The sequence below is a fragment of the Atlantibacter subterraneus genome (assembly GCF_007570865.1).
Taxonomy (GTDB): domain Bacteria; phylum Pseudomonadota; class Gammaproteobacteria; order Enterobacterales; family Enterobacteriaceae; genus Atlantibacter; species Atlantibacter subterraneus.
On sequence record NZ_VLPS01000012.1, the window covers coordinates 43,228 to 68,775 of the forward strand.

The 25,548-nt window shown below is 54.4% G+C and carries 25 protein-coding genes and 2 pseudogenes; 18 read left to right on the top strand and 9 right to left on the bottom strand.

The features are described 5' to 3' along the window. The first annotated feature begins 163 nt into the window (after window positions 1–163). The 8 genes from lptM to corA all read left to right on the top strand — a co-directional run bounded on the left by lptM (window position 164) and on the right by corA (window position 7,078). Complete coding sequence (gene lptM / locus FND52_RS21075; RefSeq protein WP_125295458.1) at window positions 164–367, top strand: LPS translocon maturation chaperone LptM; 204 nt, start codon at window positions 164–166, stop codon at window positions 365–367. Between the two features lie 37 nt (window positions 368–404). Continuing rightward, entirely contained in the window at window positions 405–1,229 is an 825-nt protein-coding gene (gene dapF / locus FND52_RS21080; protein WP_125295459.1) for a diaminopimelate epimerase, read from the top strand. After that, window positions 1,226–1,930 (top strand): DUF484 domain-containing protein, encoded by a 705-nt coding sequence (locus FND52_RS21085; RefSeq protein WP_125295460.1) that lies wholly within the window; start codon window positions 1,226–1,228, stop codon window positions 1,928–1,930. The genes dapF and FND52_RS21085 overlap by 4 nt, the downstream gene beginning before the upstream one ends. After that, entirely contained in the window at window positions 1,927–2,832 is a 906-nt protein-coding gene (xerC, locus tag FND52_RS21090) for a tyrosine recombinase XerC (RefSeq protein ID WP_144133120.1), read from the top strand. The genes FND52_RS21085 and xerC overlap by 4 nt, the downstream gene beginning before the upstream one ends. Beyond that, window positions 2,832–3,548, top strand: a complete 717-nt coding sequence (gene yigB / locus FND52_RS21095; RefSeq protein ID WP_144133122.1) for a 5-amino-6-(5-phospho-D-ribitylamino)uracil phosphatase YigB — start codon at window positions 2,832–2,834, stop codon at window positions 3,546–3,548. Before xerC ends, yigB begins: the two co-directional genes overlap by 1 nt. Window positions 3,549–3,609: 61 nt before the next feature. Next, window positions 3,610–5,772, top strand: a complete 2,163-nt coding sequence (gene uvrD, locus FND52_RS21100; protein ID WP_125295463.1) for a DNA helicase II — start codon at window positions 3,610–3,612, stop codon at window positions 5,770–5,772. Between the two features lie 147 nt (window positions 5,773–5,919). Beyond that, the gene (ysgD, locus tag FND52_RS22140) at window positions 5,920–5,976 is read left to right on the top strand and encodes a YsgD/CorL family protein (RefSeq protein ID WP_350029113.1); all 57 of its coding nucleotides are present in this window, start codon (window positions 5,920–5,922) and stop codon (window positions 5,974–5,976) included. 151 nt (window positions 5,977–6,127) lie between these two features. Beyond that, window positions 6,128–7,078 (top strand): magnesium/cobalt transporter CorA, encoded by a 951-nt coding sequence (corA, locus tag FND52_RS21105; RefSeq protein WP_125295464.1) that lies wholly within the window; start codon window positions 6,128–6,130, stop codon window positions 7,076–7,078. Window positions 7,079–7,164: 86 nt separating this feature from the next. Here the strand turns inward: corA and FND52_RS21110 are convergent, their stop codons facing one another. The 3 genes and pseudogenes from FND52_RS21110 to FND52_RS21120 form a co-directional block, all read right to left on the bottom strand. Next, window positions 7,165–7,638 (bottom strand): DUF943 family protein, encoded by a 474-nt coding sequence (locus FND52_RS21110; RefSeq protein ID WP_144133124.1) that lies wholly within the window; start codon window positions 7,636–7,638, stop codon window positions 7,165–7,167. Beyond that, a complete protein-coding gene (locus tag FND52_RS21115) occupies window positions 7,635–8,483 on the bottom strand; it encodes a YPO3983 family protein (RefSeq protein WP_144133126.1) in 849 nt (282 codons plus the stop codon). Before FND52_RS21115 ends, FND52_RS21110 begins: the two co-directional genes overlap by 4 nt. A gap of 248 nt (window positions 8,484–8,731) precedes the next feature. Next, window positions 8,732–8,941, bottom strand: a pseudogene (locus FND52_RS21120) (EamA family transporter RarD); the annotation flags it as partial. Between the two features lie 5 nt (window positions 8,942–8,946). Here FND52_RS21120 and FND52_RS21125 point away from each other — a divergent pair. Further along, window positions 8,947–9,213 (top strand): annotated as a pseudogene (locus tag FND52_RS21125) (CorA family divalent cation transporter); the annotation flags it as partial. A gap of 47 nt (window positions 9,214–9,260) precedes the next feature. On the opposite strand, the gene FND52_RS21130 reads toward FND52_RS21125, so the two are convergent. The 3 genes from FND52_RS21130 to yigI all read right to left on the bottom strand — a co-directional run bounded on the left by FND52_RS21130 (window position 9,261) and on the right by yigI (window position 11,551). Beyond that, entirely contained in the window at window positions 9,261–9,641 is a 381-nt protein-coding gene (locus FND52_RS21130) for a DUF2628 domain-containing protein (protein ID WP_144133128.1), read from the bottom strand. A gap of 498 nt (window positions 9,642–10,139) precedes the next feature. Further along, a complete protein-coding gene (rarD, locus tag FND52_RS21135) occupies window positions 10,140–11,030 on the bottom strand; it encodes an EamA family transporter RarD (RefSeq protein WP_144133130.1) in 891 nt (296 codons plus the stop codon). 50 nt (window positions 11,031–11,080) lie between these two features. Beyond that, window positions 11,081–11,551 carry an acyl-CoA thioesterase YigI gene (yigI, locus tag FND52_RS21140; protein ID WP_125295468.1) on the bottom strand — a complete coding sequence of 157 codons (471 nt, stop codon included), beginning with the start codon at window positions 11,549–11,551 and terminating at the stop codon, window positions 11,081–11,083. A gap of 170 nt (window positions 11,552–11,721) precedes the next feature. Here yigI and pldA point away from each other — a divergent pair, with 170 nt between their 5' ends. From pldA to rhtC, 3 genes are all read left to right on the top strand, one after another. Then, entirely contained in the window at window positions 11,722–12,591 is an 870-nt protein-coding gene (gene pldA / locus FND52_RS21145; protein WP_144133132.1) for a phospholipase A, read from the top strand. A gap of 67 nt (window positions 12,592–12,658) precedes the next feature. Next, a complete protein-coding gene (gene recQ / locus FND52_RS21150) occupies window positions 12,659–14,488 on the top strand; it encodes an ATP-dependent DNA helicase RecQ (protein ID WP_144133134.1) in 1,830 nt (609 codons plus the stop codon). A gap of 61 nt (window positions 14,489–14,549) precedes the next feature. Next, complete coding sequence (rhtC, locus tag FND52_RS21155) at window positions 14,550–15,170, top strand: threonine export protein RhtC (protein ID WP_125295471.1); 621 nt, start codon at window positions 14,550–14,552, stop codon at window positions 15,168–15,170. Here the strand turns inward: rhtC and rhtB are convergent, their stop codons facing one another. After that, window positions 15,171–15,791, bottom strand: a complete 621-nt coding sequence (gene rhtB, locus FND52_RS21160) for a homoserine/homoserine lactone efflux protein (RefSeq protein WP_125295472.1) — start codon at window positions 15,789–15,791, stop codon at window positions 15,171–15,173. 146 nt (window positions 15,792–15,937) lie between these two features. Between rhtB and pldB the strand changes: the two genes are divergently transcribed. From pldB to FND52_RS21175, 3 genes are all read left to right on the top strand, one after another. Further along, a complete protein-coding gene (gene pldB, locus FND52_RS21165; protein ID WP_125295473.1) occupies window positions 15,938–16,930 on the top strand; it encodes a lysophospholipase L2 in 993 nt (330 codons plus the stop codon). A 47-nt stretch (window positions 16,931–16,977) separates the two neighbouring features. After that, the gene (yigL, locus tag FND52_RS21170; protein ID WP_125295474.1) at window positions 16,978–17,784 is read left to right on the top strand and encodes a sugar/pyridoxal phosphate phosphatase YigL; all 807 of its coding nucleotides are present in this window, start codon (window positions 16,978–16,980) and stop codon (window positions 17,782–17,784) included. Window positions 17,785–17,906: 122 nt separating this feature from the next. Continuing rightward, window positions 17,907–18,806, top strand: coding sequence for a carboxylate/amino acid/amine transporter (locus tag FND52_RS21175; protein ID WP_144133150.1), 900 nt, complete (start codon window positions 17,907–17,909; stop codon window positions 18,804–18,806). On the opposite strand, the gene metR is transcribed toward FND52_RS21175, so the two are convergent. Next, window positions 18,694–19,647: an HTH-type transcriptional regulator MetR gene (gene metR, locus FND52_RS21180; protein ID WP_125295475.1), complete on the bottom strand. Its 954-nt coding sequence runs from the start codon at window positions 19,645–19,647 to the stop codon at window positions 18,694–18,696. The two genes, FND52_RS21175 and metR, sit on opposite strands and share 113 nt — an antisense overlap. Before the next feature lie 128 nt (window positions 19,648–19,775). Here metR and metE point away from each other — a divergent pair, with 128 nt between their 5' ends. Continuing rightward, the gene (metE, locus tag FND52_RS21185; RefSeq protein ID WP_144133136.1) at window positions 19,776–22,037 is read left to right on the top strand and encodes a 5-methyltetrahydropteroyltriglutamate--homocysteine S-methyltransferase; all 2,262 of its coding nucleotides are present in this window, start codon (window positions 19,776–19,778) and stop codon (window positions 22,035–22,037) included. Between the two features lie 53 nt (window positions 22,038–22,090). On the opposite strand, the gene FND52_RS21190 is transcribed toward metE, so the two are convergent. Further along, window positions 22,091–22,912: a dienelactone hydrolase family protein gene (locus FND52_RS21190; RefSeq protein ID WP_125295477.1), complete on the bottom strand. Its 822-nt coding sequence runs from the start codon at window positions 22,910–22,912 to the stop codon at window positions 22,091–22,093. A gap of 250 nt (window positions 22,913–23,162) precedes the next feature. Between FND52_RS21190 and udp the strand changes: the two genes are divergently transcribed. Then, window positions 23,163–23,924, top strand: a complete 762-nt coding sequence (udp, locus tag FND52_RS21195) for a uridine phosphorylase (RefSeq protein ID WP_125295478.1) — start codon at window positions 23,163–23,165, stop codon at window positions 23,922–23,924. Between the two features lie 176 nt (window positions 23,925–24,100). Further along, complete coding sequence (gene rmuC / locus FND52_RS21200) at window positions 24,101–25,537, top strand: DNA recombination protein RmuC (protein WP_144133138.1); 1,437 nt, start codon at window positions 24,101–24,103, stop codon at window positions 25,535–25,537. Window positions 25,538–25,548: the final 11 nt, after the last annotated feature.

Below are 25,548 nucleotides of genomic sequence, written 5' to 3' on the forward strand. Positions count from 1 at the left end.
CCTGTTGTGAGTTATGGCGGAAGTATAAAAGCTCTGGATCTGAATAGAAACCTTACCGCCGTGGGCGTTTTACCGCGAACAGGAGATTGGCGGCGGCAAACTCTTGCTTTTGCGGCTTCTCCTGCGATGATAGAAAGCAAAGCATTAACTACAGGCATTCATAATGAAGAAAATTCTTTGCTCACTGGCCGTGGTGCTGGCGTTTGCAAGCCTTACGGGATGCGGCCTGAAAGGGCCTCTTTACTTTCCGCCTGCGGATAAAAAAGCCCCACCGCCGACGCGTCCGGTGCAGGATAATACCCAATCCACCAACCCTGACCGTAACGATCGCGGCCAGAACGATCAGCCTACTCAGGTGATTTACTGATCGCTAACGATTTGTCACCGCGCTTACGGAGTGAAAAATGCAGTTTTCCAAAATGCATGGCCTGGGTAATGACTTTATGGTCGTCGACGCGGTCACACAGAACGTCTTCTTTTCGCCAGAATTAATCCGCCGTCTGGCGGATCGCCATCTTGGGGTTGGCTTTGATCAGCTGCTGGTGGTAGAGCCGCCTTACGATCCCGATCTCGATTTTCATTACCGTATCTTTAATGCCGACGGCAGCGAGGTTTCCCAGTGCGGAAACGGCGCGCGCTGCTTCGCGCGTTTTGTGCGCCTGAAAGGGCTGACCAACAAACGCGATATCCGGGTCAGCACCGCCAACGGGCGCATGGTTCTGACGGTCAACGAAGATGATTTAGTGCGAGTGAACATGGGCGAGCCGAATTTTGAGCCGTCCCAGGTGCCGTTTCGCGCCAACAAGGCGGAAAAGACCTATATCATGCGCGCCGCCGAGCAAACCATAATGTGCGGCGTGGTTTCCATGGGGAACCCGCACTGCGTGTTGCAGGTCGACAGCGTTGATACCGCCGCCGTAGAAACGCTTGGCCCGGTTCTGGAAAATCATGAGCGTTTTCCTGAGCGGGCGAATATCGGCTTTATGCAGGTGGTGACGACAAATCACATCCGGCTGCGCGTTTTTGAACGCGGCGCGGGTGAAACCCAGGCCTGCGGCAGCGGTGCGTGTGCTGCGGTGGCGGTGGGGATCACCCAGGGGTTACTGGCCGAGCAGGTGCGGGTCGAGTTGCCCGGCGGCCTGCTGGATATCGCCTGGAAAGGGCCAGGGCATCCGCTGTATATGACGGGCCCAGCCGCTCATGTTTACGATGGATTTATACATTTATGAATAATATCGGGGAACCGCAAGCGCTCCTTGCCGAGATGGACGACAGCGCAGTCTGCGAATATCTGCTGCGCAACCCTGACTTCTTTATCCGTAACGCCGCGCTTGCCGAGCAAATGCGGGTGCCGCATCCGGTACGTGGAACGGTATCGCTGGTGGAATGGCATATGGCGCGCGCCAGAAACCATATCAACCAGCTTGAAGAAAATATGTCGCTGCTGATGGAGCAGGCCAGCGCCAACGAAGGGCTGTTTTACCGGCTGTTAAAACTACAGGGGCGGCTGGCGTCTGCGCCCAGTTTGCAGGAGATGCTCAATCGTCTGCACCGTTGGGCCAGAGAAATGGGGCTGGCAGGCGCGTCTGTACGCCTGTTCGCCGACAGCTGGCGCATCGGCGCGCCGTCGGACTTCACCCATCTGGCGCTGTCGCGCCAGGCGTTTGAGCCGCTGCGTATTCAGCGCCTGGGTCACGAAAATCACTATCTCGGCCCGTTGAACGGGCCGGAACTGCTGGTGGTGTTGCCGGAAGCTAAAGCGATTGGTTCGGTGGCAATGTCGTTAATGGGCGGTGATGAAGCCCTGGGCGTGGTGCTGTTCACCAGCCGTGATCCGCAACACTATCAACCTGGCCAGGGCACTCAACTGCTCCATGAGCTGTCTCTGATGTTGCCGGAACTGCTGGAGCGTTGGGTTGAACGCGTATGACGCCGTCACCGTTACAGGACCCTGCCGATCGTTTTCTGCGTTACCTGAAAGTTGAGCGGCAGCTTAGCCCGCTGACCATTTTGAACTATGGTCGCCAGCTGGCTGCGATTATCGCGCTGCTGGACGCCATGAAACTCACCCAGTGGCGGCAATGCGATGCCGCCATCGTTCGCAGCATTGTGGTGCGCAGCCGTCGCGACGGTTTACAGGCCACTAGCCTGGCGCTGCGCCTCTCGGCGTTACGCAGTTTCTTTAACTGGCTGGTGGGGCAGGGTGAACTGAATGCTAATCCGGCCAAAGGCATTTCCGCGCCGAAACCGCCGCGCCATCTGCCCAAAAATATTGAAGTCGATGACGTTAACCAACTGCTGGATATCGATCTTAACGATCCGCTTGCGGTACGCGATCGCGCCATGCTGGAAGTGATGTACGGCGCAGGCCTGCGTTTATCGGAGCTGGTGAACCTGGACTGCCGCCACCTGGATTTATCCACTGGCGAAGTCTGGGTGTTGGGTAAAGGCAGCAAAGAGCGACGCCTGCCGGTTGGCAAAAGCGCGCTGGCGTGGACGGAACACTGGCTTGATTTGCGCGGGCTGTTTGGCCCCGAAGATGACGCGCTTTTTCTGGCGAAAACCGGCAAGCGTATCTCGGCGCGCAACGTCCAGAAACGCTTCGCCGAGTGGGGTATCAAACAGGGGCTGAACAGCCATGTCCATCCCCATAAACTGCGCCACTCGTTTGCTACCCACATGCTGGAATCGAGCGGCGATCTGCGCGGCGTACAGGAGTTGTTAGGGCATGCTAACCTCTCCACTACGCAAATCTATACCCATCTTGATTTCCAGCATCTGGCTTCGGTTTATGATGCCGCGCACCCACGCGCCAAACGAGGGAAGACGTAATGCATTTTTATCGCCCGCTGGGCACGATTTCCGCGCTCACCTTTGATCTGGACGACACGCTGTATGACAACGTGCCGGTCATCACCCGCACTGAACAGAAAGCGTTTGAATTTGTGCGTAATTTCCATCCATCGCTGAACGCGCTGGAGGCCGATGAGTTTCACCGCGTTCGCCAGGCGCTGCGCCATGCCGAGCCGGATATTTATCATGACGTCACCGAATGGCGTCGCCGTGCGGTAGAGCGCGCCATGCTCGACGCGGGGTTAAGCGAACAAGAAGCGCGCAAGGGCGCGGATGCCGCGATGGAGAATTTCGCCTCCTGGCGCAGCCGTATCGACGTGCCGCAGGAAACGCACGACACCCTGAAAGCGCTGGCAAAAAAGTGGCCGCTGGTGGCGATCACCAACGGCAATGCCGATCCGCAGCTGTTTGGTTTAGGTGACTATTTCCAGTTTGTGCTGCGCGCTGGTCCGCATGGCCGCTCGAAACCGTTTAGCGACATGTACCACCTGGCGGCGGAAAAACTCAATATCAGCCCAGGCGTGATCCTGCACGTGGGCGATGACCTCACCACCGATGTGGCGGGCGCTATCCGCAGCGGGGTGCAGGCATGCTGGATTAATCTGCGCGATGCCAGCCTGATGCGCGCCACCGACAGCCGCTTATTACCCCACCTGGAAATTTCACGGTTGGCATCCTTGACGGCACTGTTATAATTTCATCCACTCTGTATAAATTCACAGGGGTGCGTGCGCCCCCTCTTTCCCGGCGGTACCAATGGACGTTTCTTACCTGCTTGATGGCCTCAATGATAAACAGCGCGACGCCGTCGCAGCGCCGCGCACCAATATGCTGGTGCTGGCGGGCGCGGGCAGCGGTAAGACGCGTGTGCTGGTTCACCGTATCGCCTGGCTGATGATGGTGGAAAACTCGTCGCCGTATTCGATCATGGCGGTGACCTTTACCAACAAAGCGGCGGCAGAAATGCGCCACCGTATCGGCCAGATTATGGGCTCCAGCCAGGGCGGCATGTGGGTGGGGACCTTCCACGGTCTGGCGCACCGTCTGCTGCGCGCGCACCATATGGATGCTGGCTTGCCGCAGGACTTCCAGATCCTCGACAGCGAAGACCAGCTGCGCCTGCTGAAGCGTCTGATCAAGGCGATGAACCTGGACGAGAAGCAGTGGCCACCGCGTCAGGCAATGTGGTTTATCAACGGCAAAAAAGACGAAGGGCTGCGTCCGCACCATATTCAGAGCTACGGCAACCCGGTTGAGCAGACCTGGCAGAAAGTGTATCAGGCCTATCAGGAAGCGTGCGATCGCGCGGGGCTGGTGGACTTCGCCGAGCTGCTGCTACGCGCCCACGAACTGTGGCTCAACAAGCCGCATATCCTCAATCACTACCGCGAACGCTTCACCAATATTCTGGTGGACGAGTTCCAGGACACCAACAGTATTCAGTACGCCTGGATCCGCATTCTGGCGGGCGACACCGGTAAAGTGATGATCGTGGGTGATGATGACCAGTCGATCTACGGCTGGCGTGGAGCGCAGGTCGAGAATATCCAGCGCTTCCTGAACGATTTCCCCGGCGCGGAAACCATCCGTCTTGAGCAAAACTATCGCTCCACTAACAATATCCTTAACGCTGCCAACGCCTTGATTTCCAACAATGCCGGGCGTCTCGGCAAGAATCTCTGGACCGACGGCAGCGACGGCGAGCCCATTTCTCTGTACTGCGCGTTTAACGAGCTGGATGAAGCGCGTTTTGTGGTGAATCGCATTAAAACCTGGCAAGAAAGCGGCGGTGCGCTGGAAAAATGCGCCATCCTCTATCGCAGTAACGCCCAGTCGCGCGTGCTGGAAGAGGCGCTGTTGCAGGCCAGCATGCCGTACCGTATTTACGGCGGGATGCGATTCTTCGAACGCCAGGAAATTAAAGACGCGCTCTCTTATTTACGGCTGATCGCTAACCGCAACGATGACGCGGCGTTTGAACGCGTGGTGAATACCCCGACGCGCGGCATCGGCGATCGCACCCTGGACGTGGTGCGCCAGACCTCGCGCGAGCATCAGCTTACGCTGTGGCAGGCCAGCCGCCAGCTGTTGCAGGAAAAAGCGTTGGCCGGTCGTGCCGCCAGCGCCTTGCAGCGCTTCCATGAACTGATCGACGCGCTGGCGCATGAAACTGCCGACATGCCGCTCCACGTGCAAACCGACCGGGTGATCAAAGACTCCGGCCTGTGGATGATGTACGAGCAGGAGAAGGGCGAGAAAGGCCAGACCCGTATCGAAAACCTAGAGGAACTGGTGACGGCGACGCGCCAGTTCAGCTACAACGAAGAAGACGAAGATCTTATGCCGCTGCAGGCGTTTTTGTCCCATGCGGCGCTGGAAGCGGGCGAAGGGCAGGCGGATACCTGGCAGGATGCGGTACAGCTGATGACCCTGCACTCCGCCAAAGGGCTGGAGTTCCCGCAGGTGTTTATCGTCGGCATGGAAGAGGGGATGTTCCCGAGCCAGATGTCGCTGGATGAAGGCGGGCGTCTGGAAGAAGAACGCCGTCTCGCTTACGTCGGCGTGACCCGCGCGATGCAGAAACTGACCATTACCTACGCCGAGTCGCGTCGTCTGTACGGTAAAGAGACCTATCACCGCCCGTCGCGGTTTATCGGCGAGCTACCGGAAGCCTGTATTGAAGAGGTGCGTTTGCGCGCCAGCATCAGCCGTCCGGTGAGCCATCAGCGTATGGGTACGCCGATTGCGGAAAATGATTCCGGGTTCAAGCTGGGCCAGCGGGTGCGCCATGCCAAATTCGGCGAAGGCACCATCGTCAACCTTGAAGGCAGCGGCGAGCACAGCCGCTTGCAGATTGCGTTTCAGGGGCAGGGCATCAAGTGGCTGGTAGCCGCGTATGCGAAGCTGGAAACCGTGTAACTTATAGATAAATCGCCCGATTTTTGATTCTTTACTAACCTTAAAGCATAACGGGCGTTTATTATCCGTGGGCGCGCCGTTGCGTGTTGACGCTTAATTTTTGCTGGCGTAACATGCGCCCACGATTATGCTAAGAGGACATTCGCCTTGGACACACCCAGTAGATGCTGGCTCACCGTCCTGTTCAACAGGAACAACTCCTAAGGCTATCCTCTTATGCTGATAGCCTTAGCGGTTGTCAGCGACTGCATTTTTTCCCGTCGCGCTGAGTCAGGCTGTTTAATGGTCTGAAACCCCTTTTGTTTCTGTGTGCCAACCGAACTGTCCAGGATTTTTTGTATTGGGAGTCCCGGTCATGCTGAGCGCATTTCAACTGGAAAACAATCGTCTGTCTCGTCTGGAACTCGACGAGGCGCAAACCTTAACAAACTCAGTGTGGGTGGATTTGGTCGAACCGGATGACGACGAGCGTCTCCGGGTGCAATCTGAGCTGGGGCAAAGCCTGGCGACACGTCCTGAACTGGAAGACATCGAAGCATCCGCGCGTTTTTTCGAAGACGAAGACGGCCTGCATATTCACTCCTTTTTCTTCTTTGAAGATGCCGAAGATCACGCCGGTAACTCCACCGTGGCGTTCACCATCCGCGATGGACGTTTGTTTACTCTGCGTGAGCGCGAACTGCCCGCGTTCCGGCTTTACCGTATGCGCGCCCGCGCGCAGTCCATGACCGACGGTAACGCTTACGAGCTGCTGCTCGACCTGTTCGAAACCAAAATTGAACAGTTGGCGGATGAGATCGAGAACATCTACAGCGACCTGGAAAAGCTCAGCCGCGTGATTATGGAAGGGCATCAGGGCGATGAATATGATGAAGCGCTGTCAACGCTGGCAGAACTCGAAGACGTGGGCTGGAAAGTGCGCCTGTGCCTGATGGATACCCAGCGCGCGCTGAATTTTCTGGTGCGTAAAACCCGCCTGCCGGGCGGACAGCTTGAACAGGCGCGCGAGATCCTGCGCGATATCGAATCCCTGCTGCCGCATAACGAATCGCTGTTTCAGAAGGTGAACTTTTTGATGCAGGCGGCGATGGGTTTCATCAATATTGAGCAGAACCGGATCATCAAAATCTTCTCGGTGGTATCCGTGGTGTTCCTGCCGCCGACGCTGGTGGCTTCAAGCTACGGGATGAACTTTGAATTTATGCCGGAACTGCACTGGAGCTTCGGTTACCCTGCAGCCATCATCGCCATGATGCTCGCAGGTCTTGCGCCGTATCTTTATTTTAAACGCCGCAACTGGTTGTAATTTTTGTGCCGGGTTAAGGTTTGTTTAATCCGGCTTACTCTTTCATAAGCGCGCTGCGCAGTAACGGCGAGTGCTTTTCCAGAGTTTTACTCAGGAAGGTACTCATGGTAAATCCTTTCTAATTTATTTTCGGGCGTTAATTCGTATTCATTTTCCCAAGGATAAACAGAAAATCGGGCATTACGATAAGGATATTCGTCAACAATTAACAAAGGGTATTTTACAATGCAATTATTATCATTTTTGATTGTAGGGAAGCATAAAAGATCTTCATGGGGACTGTTATTATAGTTAGTAAATCCGTTTCCGATGTCCCAAATATAATAATTATGCTGCTCTCCATCCAACAATGGGTATTTATTCTTGATTTGTTTTTGATGTGCCAGATACCAGTCAATTTTATCTCTGTCGGTCCATGGCATATGGTCAACCACTAGATCCACCGACCAACCAGCATCCGAATAAATATATAAAATATCAACGGGGCGCAACGTCCATAGATTATAAAGCCCACTGGCTATAAATAAAAATGCTGCCGTTTTTAATGTTTTATTTTTCATAAATAGTTATCAATTCGTTCAACTGAATTAAAGTTGGTAAGAAAAGGTTTAAATGCAAAATCTCTGTGATGTTGTAAGAAAAACCATATCCGGAAAAAACGAAATTCTCTGTAAAGTTCATTTTTAATATCGCTAACATCCAGACCAAAATGATCCTGAGCTTCGAAATGTACCGTTGCGCTCCACCCCAAAGAATATTTTTGCAGGTTTAAAAGTATTATTTTTTGGGCTGAAATATCATGCACGCTGATACCAAGACCATTAGCCCTATCTTGGGGGTTATTGAACTTATATAGCCTTGAACGAAGCAGCATTATTTCTATTTGATGTAACAATGCAGGAATGTACATCTTTGTATGTGTTTTGGCAAACTCGCGCTGAATGCAATCTTTGATGATTAGTAGGGGACTTCTAAGACTTAATTTACTCATCCTCATATGAAAAGCCGAATTCAGTTTCTGACTATAAAATGCGCTGCCGTTTCCATATCTGAAATGGTCAATGAGTTCACCAATCAACGACTTATACTCCCCCCAAAAAGAAAATTCATGTGAAAGCTCTATCATTTCATTGAATAAAATATCAACGCATTCGTCATGAGATATTTTTCTGCCGGGTGTAGAAACACCAAACATGCCATCTACATAGCTTGGGTGGGGAAAGTCGTAACGAATAAAGCGCCAGGGATCAACCTTCGCAGAAATATCATTAAGGCCGAGTGCGAGAAGATCATGTTCTCCCATATCCCCATAACGCATGTCATCGGCAGAATTGTCATCGAAGCGGGAAACCGTTTCGAAGAGGGTACAGGGAAGATTCATTGATAAGTATAAACTGTTATGCATTTCTATTTACCTTATGAATAACAAGCATTTATTTTGATAAATTCAAAAACACTAAGGTAAATGGATAGCAGAAAAAGCGCCATGACTCACAATTTCTATTATGTTCTAAGCAATGTTTATTAACGGCCGGAATAAAAGGGAGCACGGAATATGTCGATCTTATTCGACACAGTTTGAAGAGATTTAATGCGAAAGCGGAGAACTGTTGCCAGACAGCTCTCCAGTCAGGAAATAAAAATAACGAGTGATTAACGCGGAATGCGACGAAGGGTATACACCGCATCCATCACAATAATCGCCAGTGCGACCCAGATAAACGCGAAGGTGACCATTTTATCTTTGCCCGGGATTTCATCGTAAAATACCACCGCCAATACAAACATCAGCGTTGGCCCGATGTACTGGAAGAAACCCAGCGTGGAGAGGCGTAAACGTGTGGCGGCGGTAAAGCACAGCAGCAGCCCATAAAGAATCTCTCTTTCAGAAGGTGAACTTTTTGATGCAGGCAGCGATGGGTTTTATCAATATTGAGCAGAACCGGATCATCAAAATCTTCTCGGTGGTATCCGTGGTGTTCCTGCCGCCGACGCTGGTGGCCTCAAGCTACGGGATGAACTTTGAATTTATGCCGGAACTGCACTGGAGCTTCGGCTACCCTGCGGCCATCATCGCCATGATGCTCGCAGGTCTTGCGCCGTATCTTTATTTTAAACGCAGAAATTGGCTGTAACAGTAAGACCAGCAGGTGGTTCAGCAGTTCTGAACCACCTGTATAGTTTACAAGCTCCAGGTCTGGAAACCCTTTACCTCTTTTTCATAAAACCATTTGTTAGTTCGCTGTGCAACGTATATGGAAACAACAAAGCCAAGGAAATTATAACCAACAATTGCGGCAATGATTTGCACGGCAAAAGCAAGAAAAAAAACTAAGATAGCCTTTTTCCATAAACCTAAAATAAACAAGTAAATAAAAGAAAAGAAAAAGGCGTAGAAGTTCATTCCGATCGTAGCCTTTTGTCTGAATGTTAATTCTTTAATGGCTTTTTTATATTCTGGTTTAACACTCCAGAACCCAGGAAAACCATACCGCTCATAAAAAGAGAATCGATATTTCCATTTTTCACTCAGAGACCCATCTTCTATATAATTACTGCTCATACAAACTCCATTTGATCATTCATCAGGTTGCTCAGTAGGGGCTATTACTAATACTAAAAAGTTACTAAAGTAATAACCAAGTAAAGTTTTTGTACCATATCCCTGGCAATCTAGCCCTTCAATAACCATTAATACAACAGCGGAGAGGTAAACCAGGAGGGTGATGACGACATAACTTTTTATATATCGAAATCCACTGTCTCTGAGTCGTTGGCAACTCACATTGATAATTAGATAATGCAACAGAAAGGTCATGAATATGACCCAGAATCCATTGTCAAACCTTGCTGAATAAAATATAAAAAGTCCGATAACAGAATTGATAAGGAGAAATAAGAAAAAGTATCGTCTCCTGGAGACTATTTTCGTAGATGAAGGGATAAATATAGACACAGTTTATCATTCCATGATTCTGGTTTAATTCCACAAAGCAAAGCATGGCGAAGCACCATGCTTTTTTCAAGTCATGGCGCTTATTTTAAGAAAAAATCAGGATGGTTATTTTTTAATTCTGCGCTGCGTATACACCGCATCCATCACAAAAATCGCCAGTGCGACCCAGATAAACGCGAAGGTGACCATTTTATCTTTGCCCGGGATTTCATCGTAAAACACCACCGCCAGCATAAACATCAGCGTCGGCCCGATGTACTGGAAGAAACCCAGCGTGGAGAGGCGCAAACGTGTGGCGGCAGCGGTAAAGCACAGCAGCGGAATCGTTGTGACAATGCCTGCCGCCATCAGCTCGAGATTCAGCGTCAGCGAGTTCGCGCCCATATGGCTGGTTGGGCTGTCGGCAATGCCAAACAGGTAAATCGCGGCGACAGGCAGCAGCCACAGCGTTTCGACCAGCATGCCGGTTTGCGCGTCCACCATAATTTTCTTACGCAGCAGCCCGTAAAGCGCGAAGCTGAACGCCAGCGCCAGCGCGATGATCGGCAGGGAACCAAAGGTCCAGAGCTGCACCAGCACGCCGCAGGCGGCCAGGCCGACGGCAATCCACTGCATACGGCGAAAACGTTCGCCGAGGAAAATCATCCCCAGCAGGATATTCACCAGCGGGTTGATAAAGTAACCCAGGCTGGCTTCCAGCAGATGATGATTATTCACCGCCCAAATAAATAGCAGCCAGTTACCGCCGATCAGCACGGCGCTTAACGCCAGTGCGAGCACTTTCTTCGGCGTCTCAAACAGGCGCTTCAGGCCGCTCCACTGGCGGCTAACAGAAATCAGCGCCACCATAAAGAAGAATGACCAGATGACGCGGTGAGTCAGGATTTCATCGGCGGGAACGAAGTCGATCAGCTTGAAATACGCCGGGGCTATCCCCCAAATAAAATAAGCGGCAAGGGCGAAAAGAACCCCTTGCCGCGTCTGTTTTGCATCCATTAGTCACGCCCGTTATCAAAAAGTGAATGCATTTTAACAGCTAATACTATTTAACCAACCATATAGGTTGCTGTTGCGCTGGCGATATACACTTGCTCTTCGTTATGCAATTCCACTCGCGCTACGGCGACTTTATTACCGGCGCGCAGCAGGCTGCTGGTGGCGGTAAAGCGGGTGCCTCGGCCTGGGCGTAAATAATCGACGCGTAAATCAATAGTTCCCATGCGCGATAAACGCTGGCGCAGCTCTTCTTCGGTAATGGTTTCATGTCGGGCCAGAGTGCTGCCTACACACACCAGACCGGCCGCGACATCCAGCGCAGACGCGATAACGCCGCCGTGCAGAATGCTTTGCGCCCAGTTTCCGACCATCATCGGCTGGTTATTAAAGCAAAGCTCCGCATAGTCTTTTTCATAGCGCATCAGCTCCAGGCCCAGCGTGCGGTTGAACGGCATGTGATAAACAAAAATCTCGCCGACCAGTTGGAGCGCGGCTTCGTTAGTCAAAATCGTAGGGGACATCGGTTCCTTCCTCATCAGGACCTGTTGTTAAATTGTTGTTGATTTTATGCTTATTTTTTGTTGTTTTCCAGATTCAGAAACCAGGACTAAGCAGTCGATAAATAAAAAGGTAGAATGTAATCCGGATAATAATTCAGCGGTTTTTTGATTTGTTCAGGAGAACAGGCCACATGGGCAAATTTCTGGGTTGGGTTGGGGGCGTATTTTTATTGCCGGGGGCGGCGTTGGCGCAGGAAGCCGTTGTTCAGGAAGTGCACGATACGCCCGCGGTTCGCGGCAGCATTATCGCGAATATGCTTCAGGAGCACGATAATCCGTTTACGCTTTACCCCTATGAGTCAAATTACCTGATCTACACGGTCACGGACGATCTGAATAAAGAAGCCATCGAAACCTATAATTGGTCCGATAATGCTCGCAAAGATGAAGTAAAGTTTCAGTTAAGTCTGGCGTTTCCACTATGGCGCGGTATCCTCGGCCCTAACTCGGTGTTGGGCGGCTCCTATACCCAGCGCTCATGGTGGCAGCTTTCCAACAGCGGCGAGTCTTCACCGTTCCGTGAAACCAACTATGAGCCGCAGGCATTTTTAGGCTTCGCCACCGATTATCATTTTGCCGGCTGGACGCTGCGCGACGTTGAGTTTGGTTACAATCACCAGTCCAACGGTCGTTCAGACCCGACTTCACGTAGCTGGAACCGAATCTATACTCGCCTGATGGCGCAAAACAACAACTGGCTGGTGGAAGTGAAGCCCTGGTACGTGATGGGTAACACCGATGACAACCCGGATATCACCAAATATATGGGTTATTACCAGCTGAAAATTGGTTATCAGTTGGGCGATGCGATCCTGAGTGCGAAAGGACAGTACAACTGGAATACCGGCTACGGTGGCGCAGAACTTGGCTTCAGTTATCCGGTAACGAGGCACGTTCGCCTTTATACTCAGCTGTACAGCGGTTATGGCGAGTCGCTTATCGACTACAACTTTAACCAGACCCGCTTCGGCGTGGGCGTAATGCTTAACGATCTGTTCTAAGGGCATTGCAGTTTCCCCCGCAGGCGCTGAAAATAGCGCCTGTTTTATTTTAAGTGATGGAGTGAGCGTGGCGCAGGCAGAAGTAATGAATCAGGAGTCGCTGGCGAAACAGGTTTTGCAGGAAACCTTTGGCTACCAGCAGTTCCGCCCTGGCCAGGAAACCATCATAAATACCGTGCTGGACGGGCGCGATTGCCTGGTGGTGATGCCGACCGGCGGCGGTAAATCGCTGTGCTACCAGATCCCGGCGCTGGTGAAAAATGGCCTGACGGTGGTGGTTTCACCGCTGATTTCGTTGATGAAAGATCAGGTTGACCAACTGCTGGCTAACGGCGTGGCGGCGGCCTGTCTCAACTCCACGCAAACCCGCGAAGAGCAGCAGGCCGTGATGGCGGGCTGCCGCACCGGGCAAATCCGTTTGCTGTATATCGCGCCTGAACGCCTGATGCTCGACAATTTCCTCGATCAGCTTACCTTCTGGAATCCGGTGATGCTGGCGGTGGATGAGGCGCACTGTATTTCTCAGTGGGGGCACGATTTCCGCCGCGAGTATGCCTTATTAGGCCAGTTGCGCGATCGCTTCCCCAATGTGCCGTTTATGGCGCTGACTGCGACGGCGGATGAAGCTACGCGCCGCGATATCGTGCATCTGCTTGGCCTGCACGATCCCCTGATCCAAATCAGCAGCTTTGACCGGCCCAATATCCGCTACATGCTGATGGAGAAGTTCAAGCCGCTCGATCAGCTGATGCGCTATGTGCAGGACCAGCGCGGCAAATCGGGCATCATCTACTGCAACAGCCGGGTGAAGGTAGAAGATACCGCCGCGCGTCTGCAAAGCCGGGGCGTCAGCGCGGCGGCCTATCACGCCGGGCTGGAAAACAACGTCCGTGCCGAGGTGCAGGAAAAATTCCAGCGCGACGATTTACAAATCGTGGTGGCGACCGTGGCTTTCGGGATGGGCATCAACAAGCCAAACGTGCGTTTCGTGGTGCACTTCGACATTCCCCGCAATATCGAATCCTATTATCAGGAAACAGGCCGCGCCGGGCGTGACGGGCTGCCCGCCGAAGCGATGCTGTTCTACGATCCGGCGGATATGGCCTGGCTGCGCCGCTGCCTTGAAGAAAAACCCGCAGGACAGCTTCAGGATATCGAGCGTCATAAACTCAACGCCATGGGCGCGTTTGCCGAGGCGCAAACCTGTCGGCGTCTGGTACTGCTGAATTATTTTGGCGAAGGGCGTCAGGAGCCGTGCGGCAACTGCGATATCTGCCTCGATCCGCCGAAGCAGTACGATGGTTTGCTGGATGCGCGTAAGGCGCTTTCGACGATTGGACGAGTTAACCAGCGTTTCGGGATGGGCTATGTAGTTGAAGTGCTGCGCGGGGCCAATAACCAGCGTATTCGCGAGATGGGTCATGACAAATTGCCTGTTTATGGCATCGGCAAAGATCAGAGCCATGAGCACTGGGTGAGCATTATTCGCCAGCTTATTCACATGGGGTTTGCTACCCAAAACATCGCTCAGCATTCAGCGTTACAGCTTACTGAAGCGGCGCGTCCTGTGCTGCGCGGGGAGATTGAACTGAAGCTGGCCGTACCGCGCGTCATCGCCCTGAAACCGCGCGTGGCACAGAAATCCTACGGCGGCAATTACGATCGTAAGCTGTTCGCTAAGCTGCGTAAGCTGCGCAAAGCCATTGCCGATGAAGAAAACATTCCGCCATACGTGGTGTTTAACGACGCCACGCTGATTGAAATGGCCGAGCAAATGCCGCTCAGCCCCAGCGAGATGCTCAGCGTCAACGGCGTGGGGATGCGTAAACTGGAGCGCTTCGGAAAAGAGTTTATGGCGCTGATTCGCAGCCATGCGGATGGCGACGACGAAGAGTAGTCAAGGCCAGACAAACATGTCAGGATAGTTTCTCTCTTTATTGTTTGTCTGCGAGTCAATCATGTTAACGCTTTTCTTTACGGTGGCACTGGTTCATCTGGTGGCGCTCATGAGTCCCGGCCCTGATTTTTTCTTTGTCTCCCAAACGGCGGTAAGCCGCTCGCGAAAAGAAGCCATGCTTGGCGTGCTGGGCATTACCGCAGGAGTCATGGTCTGGTCTGGCGTGGCGCTGCTGGGTTTGCACATCATTCTCGAAAAAATGGCCTGGCTGCATAACATCATTATGGTGGGTGGCGGGCTGTATCTGTGCTGGATGGGCTATCAGATGCTACGCGGCGCGCTGAAGAAAGGTGACGCTCCTGCCCACGAACCCAAAGTCGAACTGGCGCGCAGCGGGCGCAGCTTTCTGAAAGGTCTGCTGACGAACCTGGCAAACCCGAAAGCGATTATCTATTTCGGCAGCGTGTTCTCGCTGTTTGTTGGCGATAACGTTGGTAGCGGCGAACGCTGGGGCATTTTCCTGCTGATCGCCCTGGAAACCTTTGCCTGGTTTACCCTGGTCGCCAGTCTGTTTGCCTTACCCGCAATGCGTCGCGGTTATCAGCGAATGGCGAAGTGGATCGACGGCGTAGCCGGCGCGCTGTTCGCCGGCTTCGGTCTGCATTTGATTATTTCGCGTTAATTAACTCGGGCGCGCGCTGGCCAGTAGCGCGCCCACCAGCATAAACAGCGATCCAAACACCCGGTTTAGCGCCTTCATCTGCCTTGGCCCCTTAATCCACAGCGCGATGCGGGTGGCGAGGGTGGCATAACCAATCATCACAATCACATCCACAACAATGGTGGTTACGCCGAGGATGGCGTACTGCACGGTCTGCGGCTGGTGCGGCACGATAAATTGCGGAAACAGCGCAGCAAGAAACACGATGCTTTTTGGGTTGGTTAAATTCACAAACACTGCGCGCTGGAACAGTTTGCGGCGTGGCTGGCTTTGCGCCAGAGTGTGTAAATCAATCGCGCCAGCGGCCCGCCACTGCTGAATACCCAGCCAGATCAGATAGGCCGCGCCCGCCCACTTTAATATCTCAAAAGCCATCAGGGAGCGGGAAAACAGCGCGCCGAGACCCACACCCACCAGTACAATATGGATCGCCAGACCGAGCTGTAGGCCGGTGATGGACGCAACCGCGCCGCGGTAGCCGTGGCTCATCGCCGTGCTCATGGTGTTGATGGCCCCGGAACCGGGGGAAAGGCTGAGGATGATTGTGGTGAGCAGATAGGTACACCACCATTCGAACGACATGGGAAACTCCCTGAATAAGCGCTTTTATGTCACAATACGCTATACCTTCTATCTTTCAAGTAGCCGACTCGCTGGCAGCGCAAACAAAGCAAGAGGCCGCATTTTTTCATAGGTATTAACTCCGTTAAGTCAGGGCAGGGCATCCCATGATTGAGCACAAAAATGGATGGTATTCCCGGGAAAAAGCGTTTGCCGCTTTTACCATGGGCCCGCTCACGGCTTTCTGGCAGCAGCGCGAAGAAGATGAATTTACCGGGGTGGATGGTGTGGCGGTGCGCTTTGTGCGGTTTCGCGCGGCCAGCCACGATCGGGTGGTGGTGATTTGCCCTGGCCGTATCGAAAGCTACGTGAAATACGCCGAGCTGGCGTGGGATCTGTTCCATTGCGGCTATGATGTATTAATCATCGATCACCGCGGTCAGGGGCGCTCCGGGCGTATGTTGTCCGATACCCATCGCGGGCACGTGGTGCGCTTTAGCGACTATGTGGACGATCTGGAACTGTTCTGGGAACAGGAAATCAGGGACGGTCCGTGGCGCAAGCGCTATGTGTTAGCTCACTCGATGGGCGGCGCGATATCCGCGCTGTTTTTAGAGCGCCGGCCGGACGCGTTTGACGCCATCGCCTTCTGCGCGCCGATGTTTGGTATTGTGCTGCGTCTTCCCGACTGGATGGTGCGCCAAATCCTCGACTGGGCGGAAGGTCACCAGCGTATCCGGGAAGGGTATGCTATTGGCACTGGCCGCTGGCGCGCGTTGCCGTTTGCGATTAACGTGTTGACCCACAGCCGGCAGCGCTATCGCCGCAATCTGCGTTTCTACGCCGATGAACCGACGTTACGCGTAGGCGGGCCGACATACCATTGGGTAAGGGAAGGTATCCTTGCCGGAGAGCAGGTTTTAGCAGGGGCCACTGCGATGACCACGCCGACATTGCTTCTCCAGGCAGAAGAAGAACGTGTGGTGGATAACCGCATGCACGATCGCTTCTGTGACATTCGGGCCGCGGCGGGCCATCCCTGTTGGGGGGGTAAACCTTTCGTCATTAACGGCGCGTACCATGAGATCCTGTTTGAAAAGGACGCTATGCGCGCCGAGGCGCTGAATGCCATCGTCGACTTTTTCGATGCGCATGATTAATTACTGGCGGTCAGGCCGCCTGTTACCAACCAGAGGTTATTATTTTTATGTATCAGGTCGTTGCGTCTGATTTAGACGGTACACTCTTATCCCCTGACCACACCCTGTCGCCTTTCGCGAAAGAGACGCTGAAACTGCTGACGGCTCGCGGCATTAACTTTGTGTTTGCGACCGGGCGTCACCATGTCGACGTGGCCCAAATCCGCGATAACCTTGAAATCAAGGCCTACATGATCACCTCCAACGGCGCGCGGGTGCATGATACCGATGGCAATCTGGTGTTCAGCCACAACCTGGATCGCGATATCGCCGCCGATCTGTTTGGCGTGGTGCACACCAACCCGGATATCGTAACCAACGTGTATCGTAACGATGACTGGTTTATGAACCGCCACCGTCCGGACGAGATGAAGTACTTCCGCGAGGCCGTGTTTAAATACACCCTGTTTGAACCCGGCGTGCTGGAGCCGGAAGGCATCAGCAAAGTGTTCTTCACCTGCGATGACCACAAAAAACTGCTGCCGCTGGAGCAGGCGATTAATGCGCGCTGGGGCGATCGGGTTAACGTCAGCTTCTCAACGTTAACCTGCCTGGAAGTGATGGCGGGCGGCGTATCCAAAGGCCATGCGCTGGAGGCGGTATCTAAAGCCATGGGCTACTCCCTGAAAGAGTGCATCGCCTTTGGTGACGGGATGAACGATGCCGAAATGCTGTCGATGGCAGGTAAAGGCTGCATTATGGCTAACGCGCACCAGCGCCTGAAAGATCTGCTGCCGACGCTGGAAGTGATTGGCACCAATGGTGAAAATGCGGTCCCGCACTATCTGCGTCGGTTATTCCTTAACGAAGCGTAAGCAGTACGGATGACGAGTGGTTTCTATTTGACCACTCGTCAACTAAATACCCAAGCTCACGTCATTCACTCTCGCTACAATGCGGTTTTATGCTGGAAACGGGTATTCCCGGGGAAAACATTGTGCCGCTACTCATTATCACCACTATTCTGTGGGCCTTTTCCTTTAGCCTGATTGGCGAATACCTTGCCGGGCATGTCGACAGCTATTTTTCCGTGCTGATGCGCGTTGGATTGGCGGCGCTGGTGTTTTTGCCGTTCCTGCGTTTTAAGGGTCTGAAACCCAAAGTTATCGCGCTGTATATGCTGGTGGGCGCGCTCCAGCTGGGCGTGATGTACCTGTTCAGCTTCCGCGCTTATCTTTATCTGACGGTTTCCGAGTTTTTGCTGTTTACCGTCCTGACGCCGCTGTATATCACGCTGATTTACGACCTGCTCAGCCGCCGCCCGCTGCGCTGGGGCTATGCGTTCAGCGCACTACTGGCAGTGATTGGCGCGGCGATTATTCGTTACGATCAGCTCAGCGAGCACTTCTGGTTTGGGCTGTTGCTGGTGCAGCTGGCGAATATCAGCTTCGCGATCGGCATGGTCGGCTACAAGCGGCTGATGGAGGTATATCCGATACCACAGCACAACGCCTTCTCGTGGTTTTATCTTGGGGCGTTTGTGGTGGCGGGCGTGGCCTGGCTGATGTTAGGCAATCCGAACAAACTGCCTGTCACTACGCTGCAATGGAGCGTACTGGTCTGGCTGGGCGTTGTGGCGTCCGGGTTGGGCTACTTTATGTGGAACTATGGGGCAACGCAGGTAGATGCCGGCACGTTGGGCATCATGAACAACGTCCACGTCCCGGCGGGGCTGCTGGTTAACCTCGCCATCTGGCAAGAGCAGCCCCACTGGCCGAGTTTTATTATCGGTGGGTCGGTGATAATGGCTTCGCTGTGGGTGCATCGACGCTGGGTCGCGCCGCGCTCTTCACAAACGGCAGATGATCGCAGGCGTGGTTCCGCGCAGAGCGAATAAACGCATCGATAACCGGCTGGCGCTGCTCGCCATCGCGCACCGCCGCGTACAGTCGGCTCCACAAACCCTCGCCCAGGGTTTTGGTCACCACCAGACCCTGGCGTTCAAAACTCTCCACGACCCAGTGCGGCAATGCGGCGATACCCATTCGCGCTGACACCATCTGAATCAATAGCAGTGTGTTATCGACGCTTTTCAGCGTCGGGCTAATGCCTGCCGGCTCCAGAAAATGACGCCATACGTCCAGGCGCTGGCGCTGCACCGGGTAAATCAGCAGCGTTTCCCCGGAAAAATCTTCCGGCGTGATGCGGGGTTTGCTCGCCAGCGGATGATCGGTCGCCAGCACCAGACGCACTTCAAAATCAAACATCGGCGAATAGTGCAGCCCGCTGCGCGGCAGGATATCGGACGTCAGCACCACGTCCAGCTCGCTCTGCTGAAGCGCCGGTTGCGGGTCGAAGGTGACGCCTGATTTGAAATCCATCTCTACTTGCGGCCACTGCTTGCGGAAATTCTCCAGCGCCGGGGCCAGCCACTGAATACAGCTGTGGCATTCAATCGCAATTCGCAACTGGGACTGTTGCGGCTCATTGCACTCCTGCAGCGCCCGGCTGATTTGCGGCAGCACCTGAGTCGCCAGTTGTAGCAGGATCTCTCCCTGCGGGGTAAAGCGCAGCGGCTGGCTTTTACGAACGAATAGCTTAAACCCGAGACGCTGCTCCAGATCGCTGAACTGATGAGAGAGAGCAGACTGCGTCTGATGCAGTGTGGCGGCCGCCGCGGCGAGTGAACCGCAATTCTGCAGGGCCAGCAGGGTCTTAAGGTGTTTAATTTCGATCATGAAAGTCCTTCACTTTGCCATGAGGAATTTGCGCTTGAGGAATATACAGTAACCGCGAATTATAGCGGTGTAAACATCTGGACGTCTAAATGTGCCGGATTAAAAATTAAATTTAAAGAGGCAAAATCATGACAATCTACAATCACACCCTCGGTTTCCCTCGCGTTGGCCTGCGTCGCGAATTGAAAAAAGCGCAAGAAAGTTACTGGGCGGGTAACAGCACCCGTGAAGAATTACTGGCGGTGGGCCGCGAGCTGCGCGCCCGTCACTGGGAGCAGCAAAAAGCGGCAGGAGTGGATCTGCTGCCGGTGGGCGACTTCGCCTGGTACGATCACGTTCTCACCACCAGCCTGCTGCTGGGTAACGTGCCGGCACGCCACCAGAATAAAGACGGCTCCGTGGATATCGACACCCTGTTCCGCATTGGGCGTGGCCGCGCGCCTGCCGGTGAACCGGCTGCGGCAGCGGAAATGACCAAGTGGTTTAACACTAACTATCACTACATGGTGCCGGAGTTTGTTAAAGGCCAGCAGTTCAAACTGACCTGGACTCAACTGCTGGATGAAGTGGACGAAGCGCTGGCGCTGGGCCATCACATTAAGCCGGTACTGCTGGGGCCGATTACTTACCTGTGGTTGGGCAAAGTGAAGGGCGAGCAGTTTGATCGCCTGTCACTGCTTAATGACATCCTGCCGGTTTATCAGCAGGTGCTGGCAGAGCTGGCGAAGCGCGGCATCGAGTGGGTGCAGATTGACGAACCGGCGCTGGTGCTGGAACTCCCGCAGGCGTGGCTGGACGCCTACAAACCGGCTTACGACGCGCTCCAGGGCAACAGCAAACTGCTGCTGACCACCTACTTTGAAGGCGTCACGCCGAATCTGGATACCATCACCGCACTGCCGGTGCAGGGCCTGCATGTCGACCTGGTACACGGCAAAGACGACGTAGCAGAGCTGCATCAGCGTTTGCCGTCCGAGTGGCTGCTGTCTGCGGGGGTGATCAATGGTCGTAACGTCTGGCGCGCCGATCTGACGGAAAAATATGGGCAAATTAAGGATATCGTCGGCAAACGCGCCGTGTGGGTGGCATCCTCCTGCTCCCTGCTGCACAGCCCGATCGATCTCAGCGTGGAAACCCGTCTGGATGCGGAGGTAAAAAGCTGGTTCGCCTTCGCCCTGCAAAAATGTGAAGAGCTGGCGCTGCTGCGCGATGCGCTAAAATCTGGCGACACCACCAAAATCGCCGAGTGGAGCGCACCGATCCAGGCGCGTCGCAACTCTGCCCGCGTACACAACCCGGCGGTGGGCGAGCGTCTGGCGACGATTACCGCCCAGCACAGCCAGCGCGCCAGCGCTTATCCGGTACGTGCCGAAGCGCAGCGTGCGCGCTTCAACCTGCCAGCATGGCCGACCACCACTATCGGATCGTTCCCGCAAACCACCGAGATCCGCGGCCTGCGCCTGGACTTCAAAAAAGGCAACCTGGACGCCAGCAACTATCGCACCGGCATTGCCGAACACATCAAGCAGGCGATTGTTGAGCAGGAGCGCCTCGGCCTGGACGTGCTGGTTCACGGCGAAGCGGAACGTAACGACATGGTGGAATACTTCGGTGAACATCTGGACGGTTTTGTATTTACCCAAAACGGTTGGGTGCAGAGCTACGGTTCACGCTGCGTGAAGCCGCCGGTAGTGATTGGCGATATCAGCCGTCCTGAGCCGATCACCGTGGAGTGGGCGAAGTACGCGCAGTCCCTGACCGACAAGCCGGTCAAAGGCATGTTGACCGGCCCGGTAACCATTCTCTGCTGGTCGTTCCCGCGTGAAGACGTCAGCCGCGAAACCATCGCTAAGCAGATTGCGCTGGCGCTGCGTGATGAAGTGGCCGACCTGGAAGCCGCCGGGATTGGCATTATCCAGATTGACGAACCGGCACTGCGCGAAGGGTTGCCACTGCGTCGTGCCGACTGGCAGGCCTATCTGGAATGGGGCGTAGAAGCGTTCCGCCTGAACGCCGCCGTGGTGCGTGACGATACCCAGATCCACACCCACATGTGCTACTGCGAGTTCAACGACATCATGGACTCCATTGCGGCGCTGGATGCGGACGTGATCACCATCGAAACCTCGCGTTCGGATATGGAGCTGCTGGAATCCTTCGAAGAGTTCGAGTACCCGAATGAAATCGGTCCTGGGGTGTACGACATCCACTCGCCGAACGTACCGGACGTGGAATGGATTGAGGCTTTACTGCAAAAAGCGGCACAGCGTATTCCGGCGCAGCGTTTATGGGTGAACCCGGATTGCGGCCTGAAAACGCGCGGCTGGCCGGAAACCCGCCAGGCGCTGGCGAATATGGTTAAGGCGGCGCAAAACCTGCGCAGCGCGTAATAAAAACCCCCTCCTGAACGGGAGGGGGTTAGCTTTTGATTCAGGCGTGGCGGTTACTTTTTATTGCCGTAACGGCTGAACCACTCCAGCATTCTCTGCCAGCCATCCGCGGCGGATTCCGCGTGATAGCTCGGGCGATAGTCGGCATTGAACGCGTGGCCCGCATCGGGGTAAACCACGATTTCCGCTTTGGCGTTCGCGGCCCGCAGCGCCTGACGCATGGTTTCCACGCTTTCCAGCGAAATACCCGTGTCCTGAGCGCCATACAAACCCAGCACCGGCGCGTTAAGATCCACAGCGATATCCACCGGATGTTTTGGAGAGTTAAGCGTTTTATCCCCCAGTAGTTTCCCATACCACGCCACGGCAGCTTTTAGCTGCGGGTTGTGCGCAGCGTATAGCCACGTGATGCGCCCGCCCCAGCAGAAACCGGTCATCATCAGACGATGCGGGTCGCCGCCCTGACGGGAAGCCCAGTTCGCCACGTGATCGAGATCCGCCAGTACCTGGGCGTCGGGCACTTTACTCACCAGGCCGCTGAACAGCGATGGGATATCGTCATAATCCGCCGGATCGCCCTGACGAAAATAGAGTTCCGGCGCGACGGCCAGATAGCCTTCATGGGCCAGACGGCGGCAGATATCGCGGATATGCTCATGAACGCCAAAAATTTCCTGCACTACCATCACCACCGGTAAAGGCTGGTCGGCATTTTCCGGGCGGGCATACCAGGCCGGCATGTTCTCGCCCTGGGTCGCAATAGAAGTTTCACCACAGTGGATGCCATCTTCGGCGGTATGTACTACCGTTGAAGCGACAGGTGAAGCGGCTGAAGCAAATCCTGAAGGGTTGTCTGTTGTGTTTTGTTTTGTCATGGCCAGGCTCCGTAACCATTTTTTTAGCGCAAACCTAACTATAGCCTGCGAGCTGAAAATTCGTACACGGAAAACCCGTTCCTGTGATCGTCACCGGGATGGGCTTTTATTGTGATTAATGTCACTATTTTATGGAAATGTTATGCAAGCGAATTTCATACAAGTGAATTGAATCACGAAATTACCCCGGCAGCTTCTGTAAAGTACCCTTTTGCAGCTTCTGACAAACCGACCCAAAGAGGAGTCATTTATGTCTACGTCTGATGTTTTTCACCTCGGCCTTACCAAAAGCGACCTGCAGGGCGCAACGCTTGCCATCGTACCTGGCGACCCGGAACGAGTGGAAAAGATCGCCGCGCTGATGGATAAGCCGGTTAAGCTGGCATCACACCGCGAATTCACCTCCTGGCGCGCAGAGCTGGACGGCAAGCCGGTTATCGTCTGTTCTACCGGTATCGGCGGCCCATCGACTTCCATCGCCGTTGAAGAGCTGGCGCAACTGGGCATCCGCACCTTCCTGCGCGTGGGCACCACCGGCGCGATCCAGCCGCATATCAATGTTGGCGATGTGCTGGTGACTACCGCATCGGTTCGCCTCGATGGCGCAAGCCTGCATTTCGCGCCGATGGAATACCCGGCGGTTGCGGATTTCGCTTGTACCACCGCGCTGGTGGAAGCTGCGAAAGCCGTGGGTGCCACTACCCACATCGGCGTTACCGCCTCTTCCGACACCTTCTACCCGGGCCAGGAGCGTTACGACACCTTCTCTGGCCGCGTGGTAAGCCGCTACAAAGGCTCGATGGAAGAGTGGCAGCAGATGGGCGTGATGAACTATGAAATGGAATCCGCCACGCTGCTGACCATGTGCTCCAGCCAGGGCTTGCGTGCGGGGATGGTTGCCGGGGTTATCGTGAACCGTACCCAGCAGGAAATCCCGAACGCGCAAACCATGAAGCAGACCGAAAGCCACGCGGTGAAAATCGTGGTTGAGGCTGCGCGTCGCCTGATCTAAATCCTGTCGCCAGCCCTGCTCCGCTGTAGGGCTGGCCCGTTTCCCCCGGTTTTACCTTCACTACCGTGCGCTGTTTTTAATCTTTTGCGCGATGTCTCGTAGTAAATGCCTTTAAAACTGGACATTTATCCAGCACAATTCCATTTTGCTCAGGTGGGGTTAATGCGGGAGGCATTATGGAATTCTCTCTGTTACTGATGGCGGCGGTCGCGCTGGCGGGCATATTGCTCGGCTGGCTGGGCGCAAGCCTGCGGGCATCGCAGCGTCAGGCGGATCTGCTGGCGGAACAGCGCGACGTATTCAGCGAATTAAGCGCGGCGAAGCAGGCTTATGAGCACTGGCGCGAAGAGTGCGAATTGCTCAACGGCGAACTGCGCACCCTGAGAGAGATCAAAAGCTCGCTGGAAGCCGATCTGCGCGAAGTCACCACGCTGCTGGAAACCACGCGTCAGCATAATGACGACAAACTGCGTCAGATGATGAACAGCGAGCAGCGCCTCAGCGAACAGTTCGAAAACCTTGCCAACCGCATTTTTGACCGCAGCCATCGCCAGGTAGAAGAGCAAAACCGCCAGAGCCTGAACGGGCTGTTAACCCCGCTGCGTGAACAGCTTGACGGCTTCCGCCGCCAGGTGCAGGACAGCTTCGGCCAGGAAGCGCGTGAACGCCATACGCTGACCCACGAAATCCGCAACTTACAGCAGCTCAACGCGCAAATGGCCCAGGAGGCGATTAACCTGACCCGGGCGCTGAAAGGCGACAATAAAACCCAGGGCAACTGGGGTGAAGTGGTGTTGACGCGGGTGCTGGAGGCATCGGGTTTACGTGAAGGGTATGAGTATCAAACCCAGGTCAACATTCAGTTAGACGACCGCAGCCGCATGCAGCCGGATGTGATTGTCCGTCTCCCCCAGGACAAAGACGTGGTGGTGGACGCCAAAATGACTTTGGTAGCCTACGAGCGTTACTTCAACGCCGAAGACGAATACCAGCGTGAGCTGGCGCTCAACGAACATATTGCGGCTATTCGCAGCCATATCCGCCTGCTCAGCCGTAAAGACTATCAGCAGCTTCCCGGCCTGCGGTCGCTGGATTATGTGTTGATGTTTATCCCCGTCGAACCGGCATTCTTACTGGCTATCGATCGGCAGCCGGAGCTAATCAGCGAAGCGCTGAAAAGCAATATCATGCTGGTCAGCCCCACCACCTTGCTGGTGGCATTACGCACCATTGCCAACCTGTGGCGGTATGAACATCAAAACCAGAACGCTCAGCAAATCGCCGAACGCGCTGCAAAGCTGTACGACAAAATGCGCCTGTTTGTTGATGATATGTCCGCCGTCGGGCAGGGGCTGGATAAAGCGCAGGAAAACTACCGCCAGGCGATGAAAAAGCTCAGTTCCGGGCGCGGCAACCTGCTGGCGCAGGCCGATGGGTTTCGTAACCTGGGGGTGGAAGTGAAGCGCGAGATTAATCCGGAAATGGTGGAACAGGCGCGTCTGGATGACGACGAGTTTCGTTTGCGCAGCATTAACGACGAACCAGAAAACTATTCGCAAAACAACGCGCCAGGGCCGATTCCGCCTGTTCAGCGCACCGGTAACGATTGTTAAAACAGGCTTGA

Bases quoted from the DNA above. Each gene is read 5' to 3' on its own strand.
- lptM (WP_125295458.1), top strand. From the start codon at position 164: ATGAAGAAAATTCTTTGCTCACTGGCCGTGGTGCTGGCGTTTGCAAGC.
- dapF (WP_125295459.1), top strand. From the start codon at position 405: ATGCAGTTTTCCAAAATGCATGGCCTGGGTAATGACTTTATGGTCGTC.
- FND52_RS21085 (WP_125295460.1), top strand. From the start codon at position 1,226: ATGAATAATATCGGGGAACCGCAAGCGCTCCTTGCCGAGATGGACGAC.
- xerC (WP_144133120.1), top strand. From the start codon at position 1,927: ATGACGCCGTCACCGTTACAGGACCCTGCCGATCGTTTTCTGCGTTAC.
- yigB (WP_144133122.1), top strand. From the start codon at position 2,832: ATGCATTTTTATCGCCCGCTGGGCACGATTTCCGCGCTCACCTTTGAT.
- uvrD (WP_125295463.1), top strand. From the start codon at position 3,610: ATGGACGTTTCTTACCTGCTTGATGGCCTCAATGATAAACAGCGCGAC.
- corA (WP_125295464.1), top strand. From the start codon at position 6,128: ATGCTGAGCGCATTTCAACTGGAAAACAATCGTCTGTCTCGTCTGGAA.
- FND52_RS21110 (WP_144133124.1), bottom strand. From the start codon at position 7,638: ATGAAAAATAAAACATTAAAAACGGCAGCATTTTTATTTATAGCCAGT.
- FND52_RS21115 (WP_144133126.1), bottom strand. From the start codon at position 8,483: ATGCATAACAGTTTATACTTATCAATGAATCTTCCCTGTACCCTCTTC.
- FND52_RS21130 (WP_144133128.1), bottom strand. From the start codon at position 9,641: ATGAGCAGTAATTATATAGAAGATGGGTCTCTGAGTGAAAAATGGAAA.
- rarD (WP_144133130.1), bottom strand. From the start codon at position 11,030: ATGGATGCAAAACAGACGCGGCAAGGGGTTCTTTTCGCCCTTGCCGCT.
- yigI (WP_125295468.1), bottom strand. From the start codon at position 11,551: ATGTCCCCTACGATTTTGACTAACGAAGCCGCGCTCCAACTGGTCGGC.
- pldA (WP_144133132.1), top strand. From the start codon at position 11,722: ATGGGCAAATTTCTGGGTTGGGTTGGGGGCGTATTTTTATTGCCGGGG.
- rhtC (WP_125295471.1), top strand. From the start codon at position 14,550: ATGTTAACGCTTTTCTTTACGGTGGCACTGGTTCATCTGGTGGCGCTC.
- rhtB (WP_125295472.1), bottom strand. From the start codon at position 15,791: ATGTCGTTCGAATGGTGGTGTACCTATCTGCTCACCACAATCATCCTC.
- pldB (WP_125295473.1), top strand. From the start codon at position 15,938: ATGATTGAGCACAAAAATGGATGGTATTCCCGGGAAAAAGCGTTTGCC.
- yigL (WP_125295474.1), top strand. From the start codon at position 16,978: ATGTATCAGGTCGTTGCGTCTGATTTAGACGGTACACTCTTATCCCCT.
- metR (WP_125295475.1), bottom strand. From the start codon at position 19,647: ATGATCGAAATTAAACACCTTAAGACCCTGCTGGCCCTGCAGAATTGC.
- metE (WP_144133136.1), top strand. From the start codon at position 19,776: ATGACAATCTACAATCACACCCTCGGTTTCCCTCGCGTTGGCCTGCGT.
- FND52_RS21190 (WP_125295477.1), bottom strand. From the start codon at position 22,912: ATGACAAAACAAAACACAACAGACAACCCTTCAGGATTTGCTTCAGCC.
- udp (WP_125295478.1), top strand. From the start codon at position 23,163: ATGTCTACGTCTGATGTTTTTCACCTCGGCCTTACCAAAAGCGACCTG.
- rmuC (WP_144133138.1), top strand. From the start codon at position 24,101: ATGGAATTCTCTCTGTTACTGATGGCGGCGGTCGCGCTGGCGGGCATA.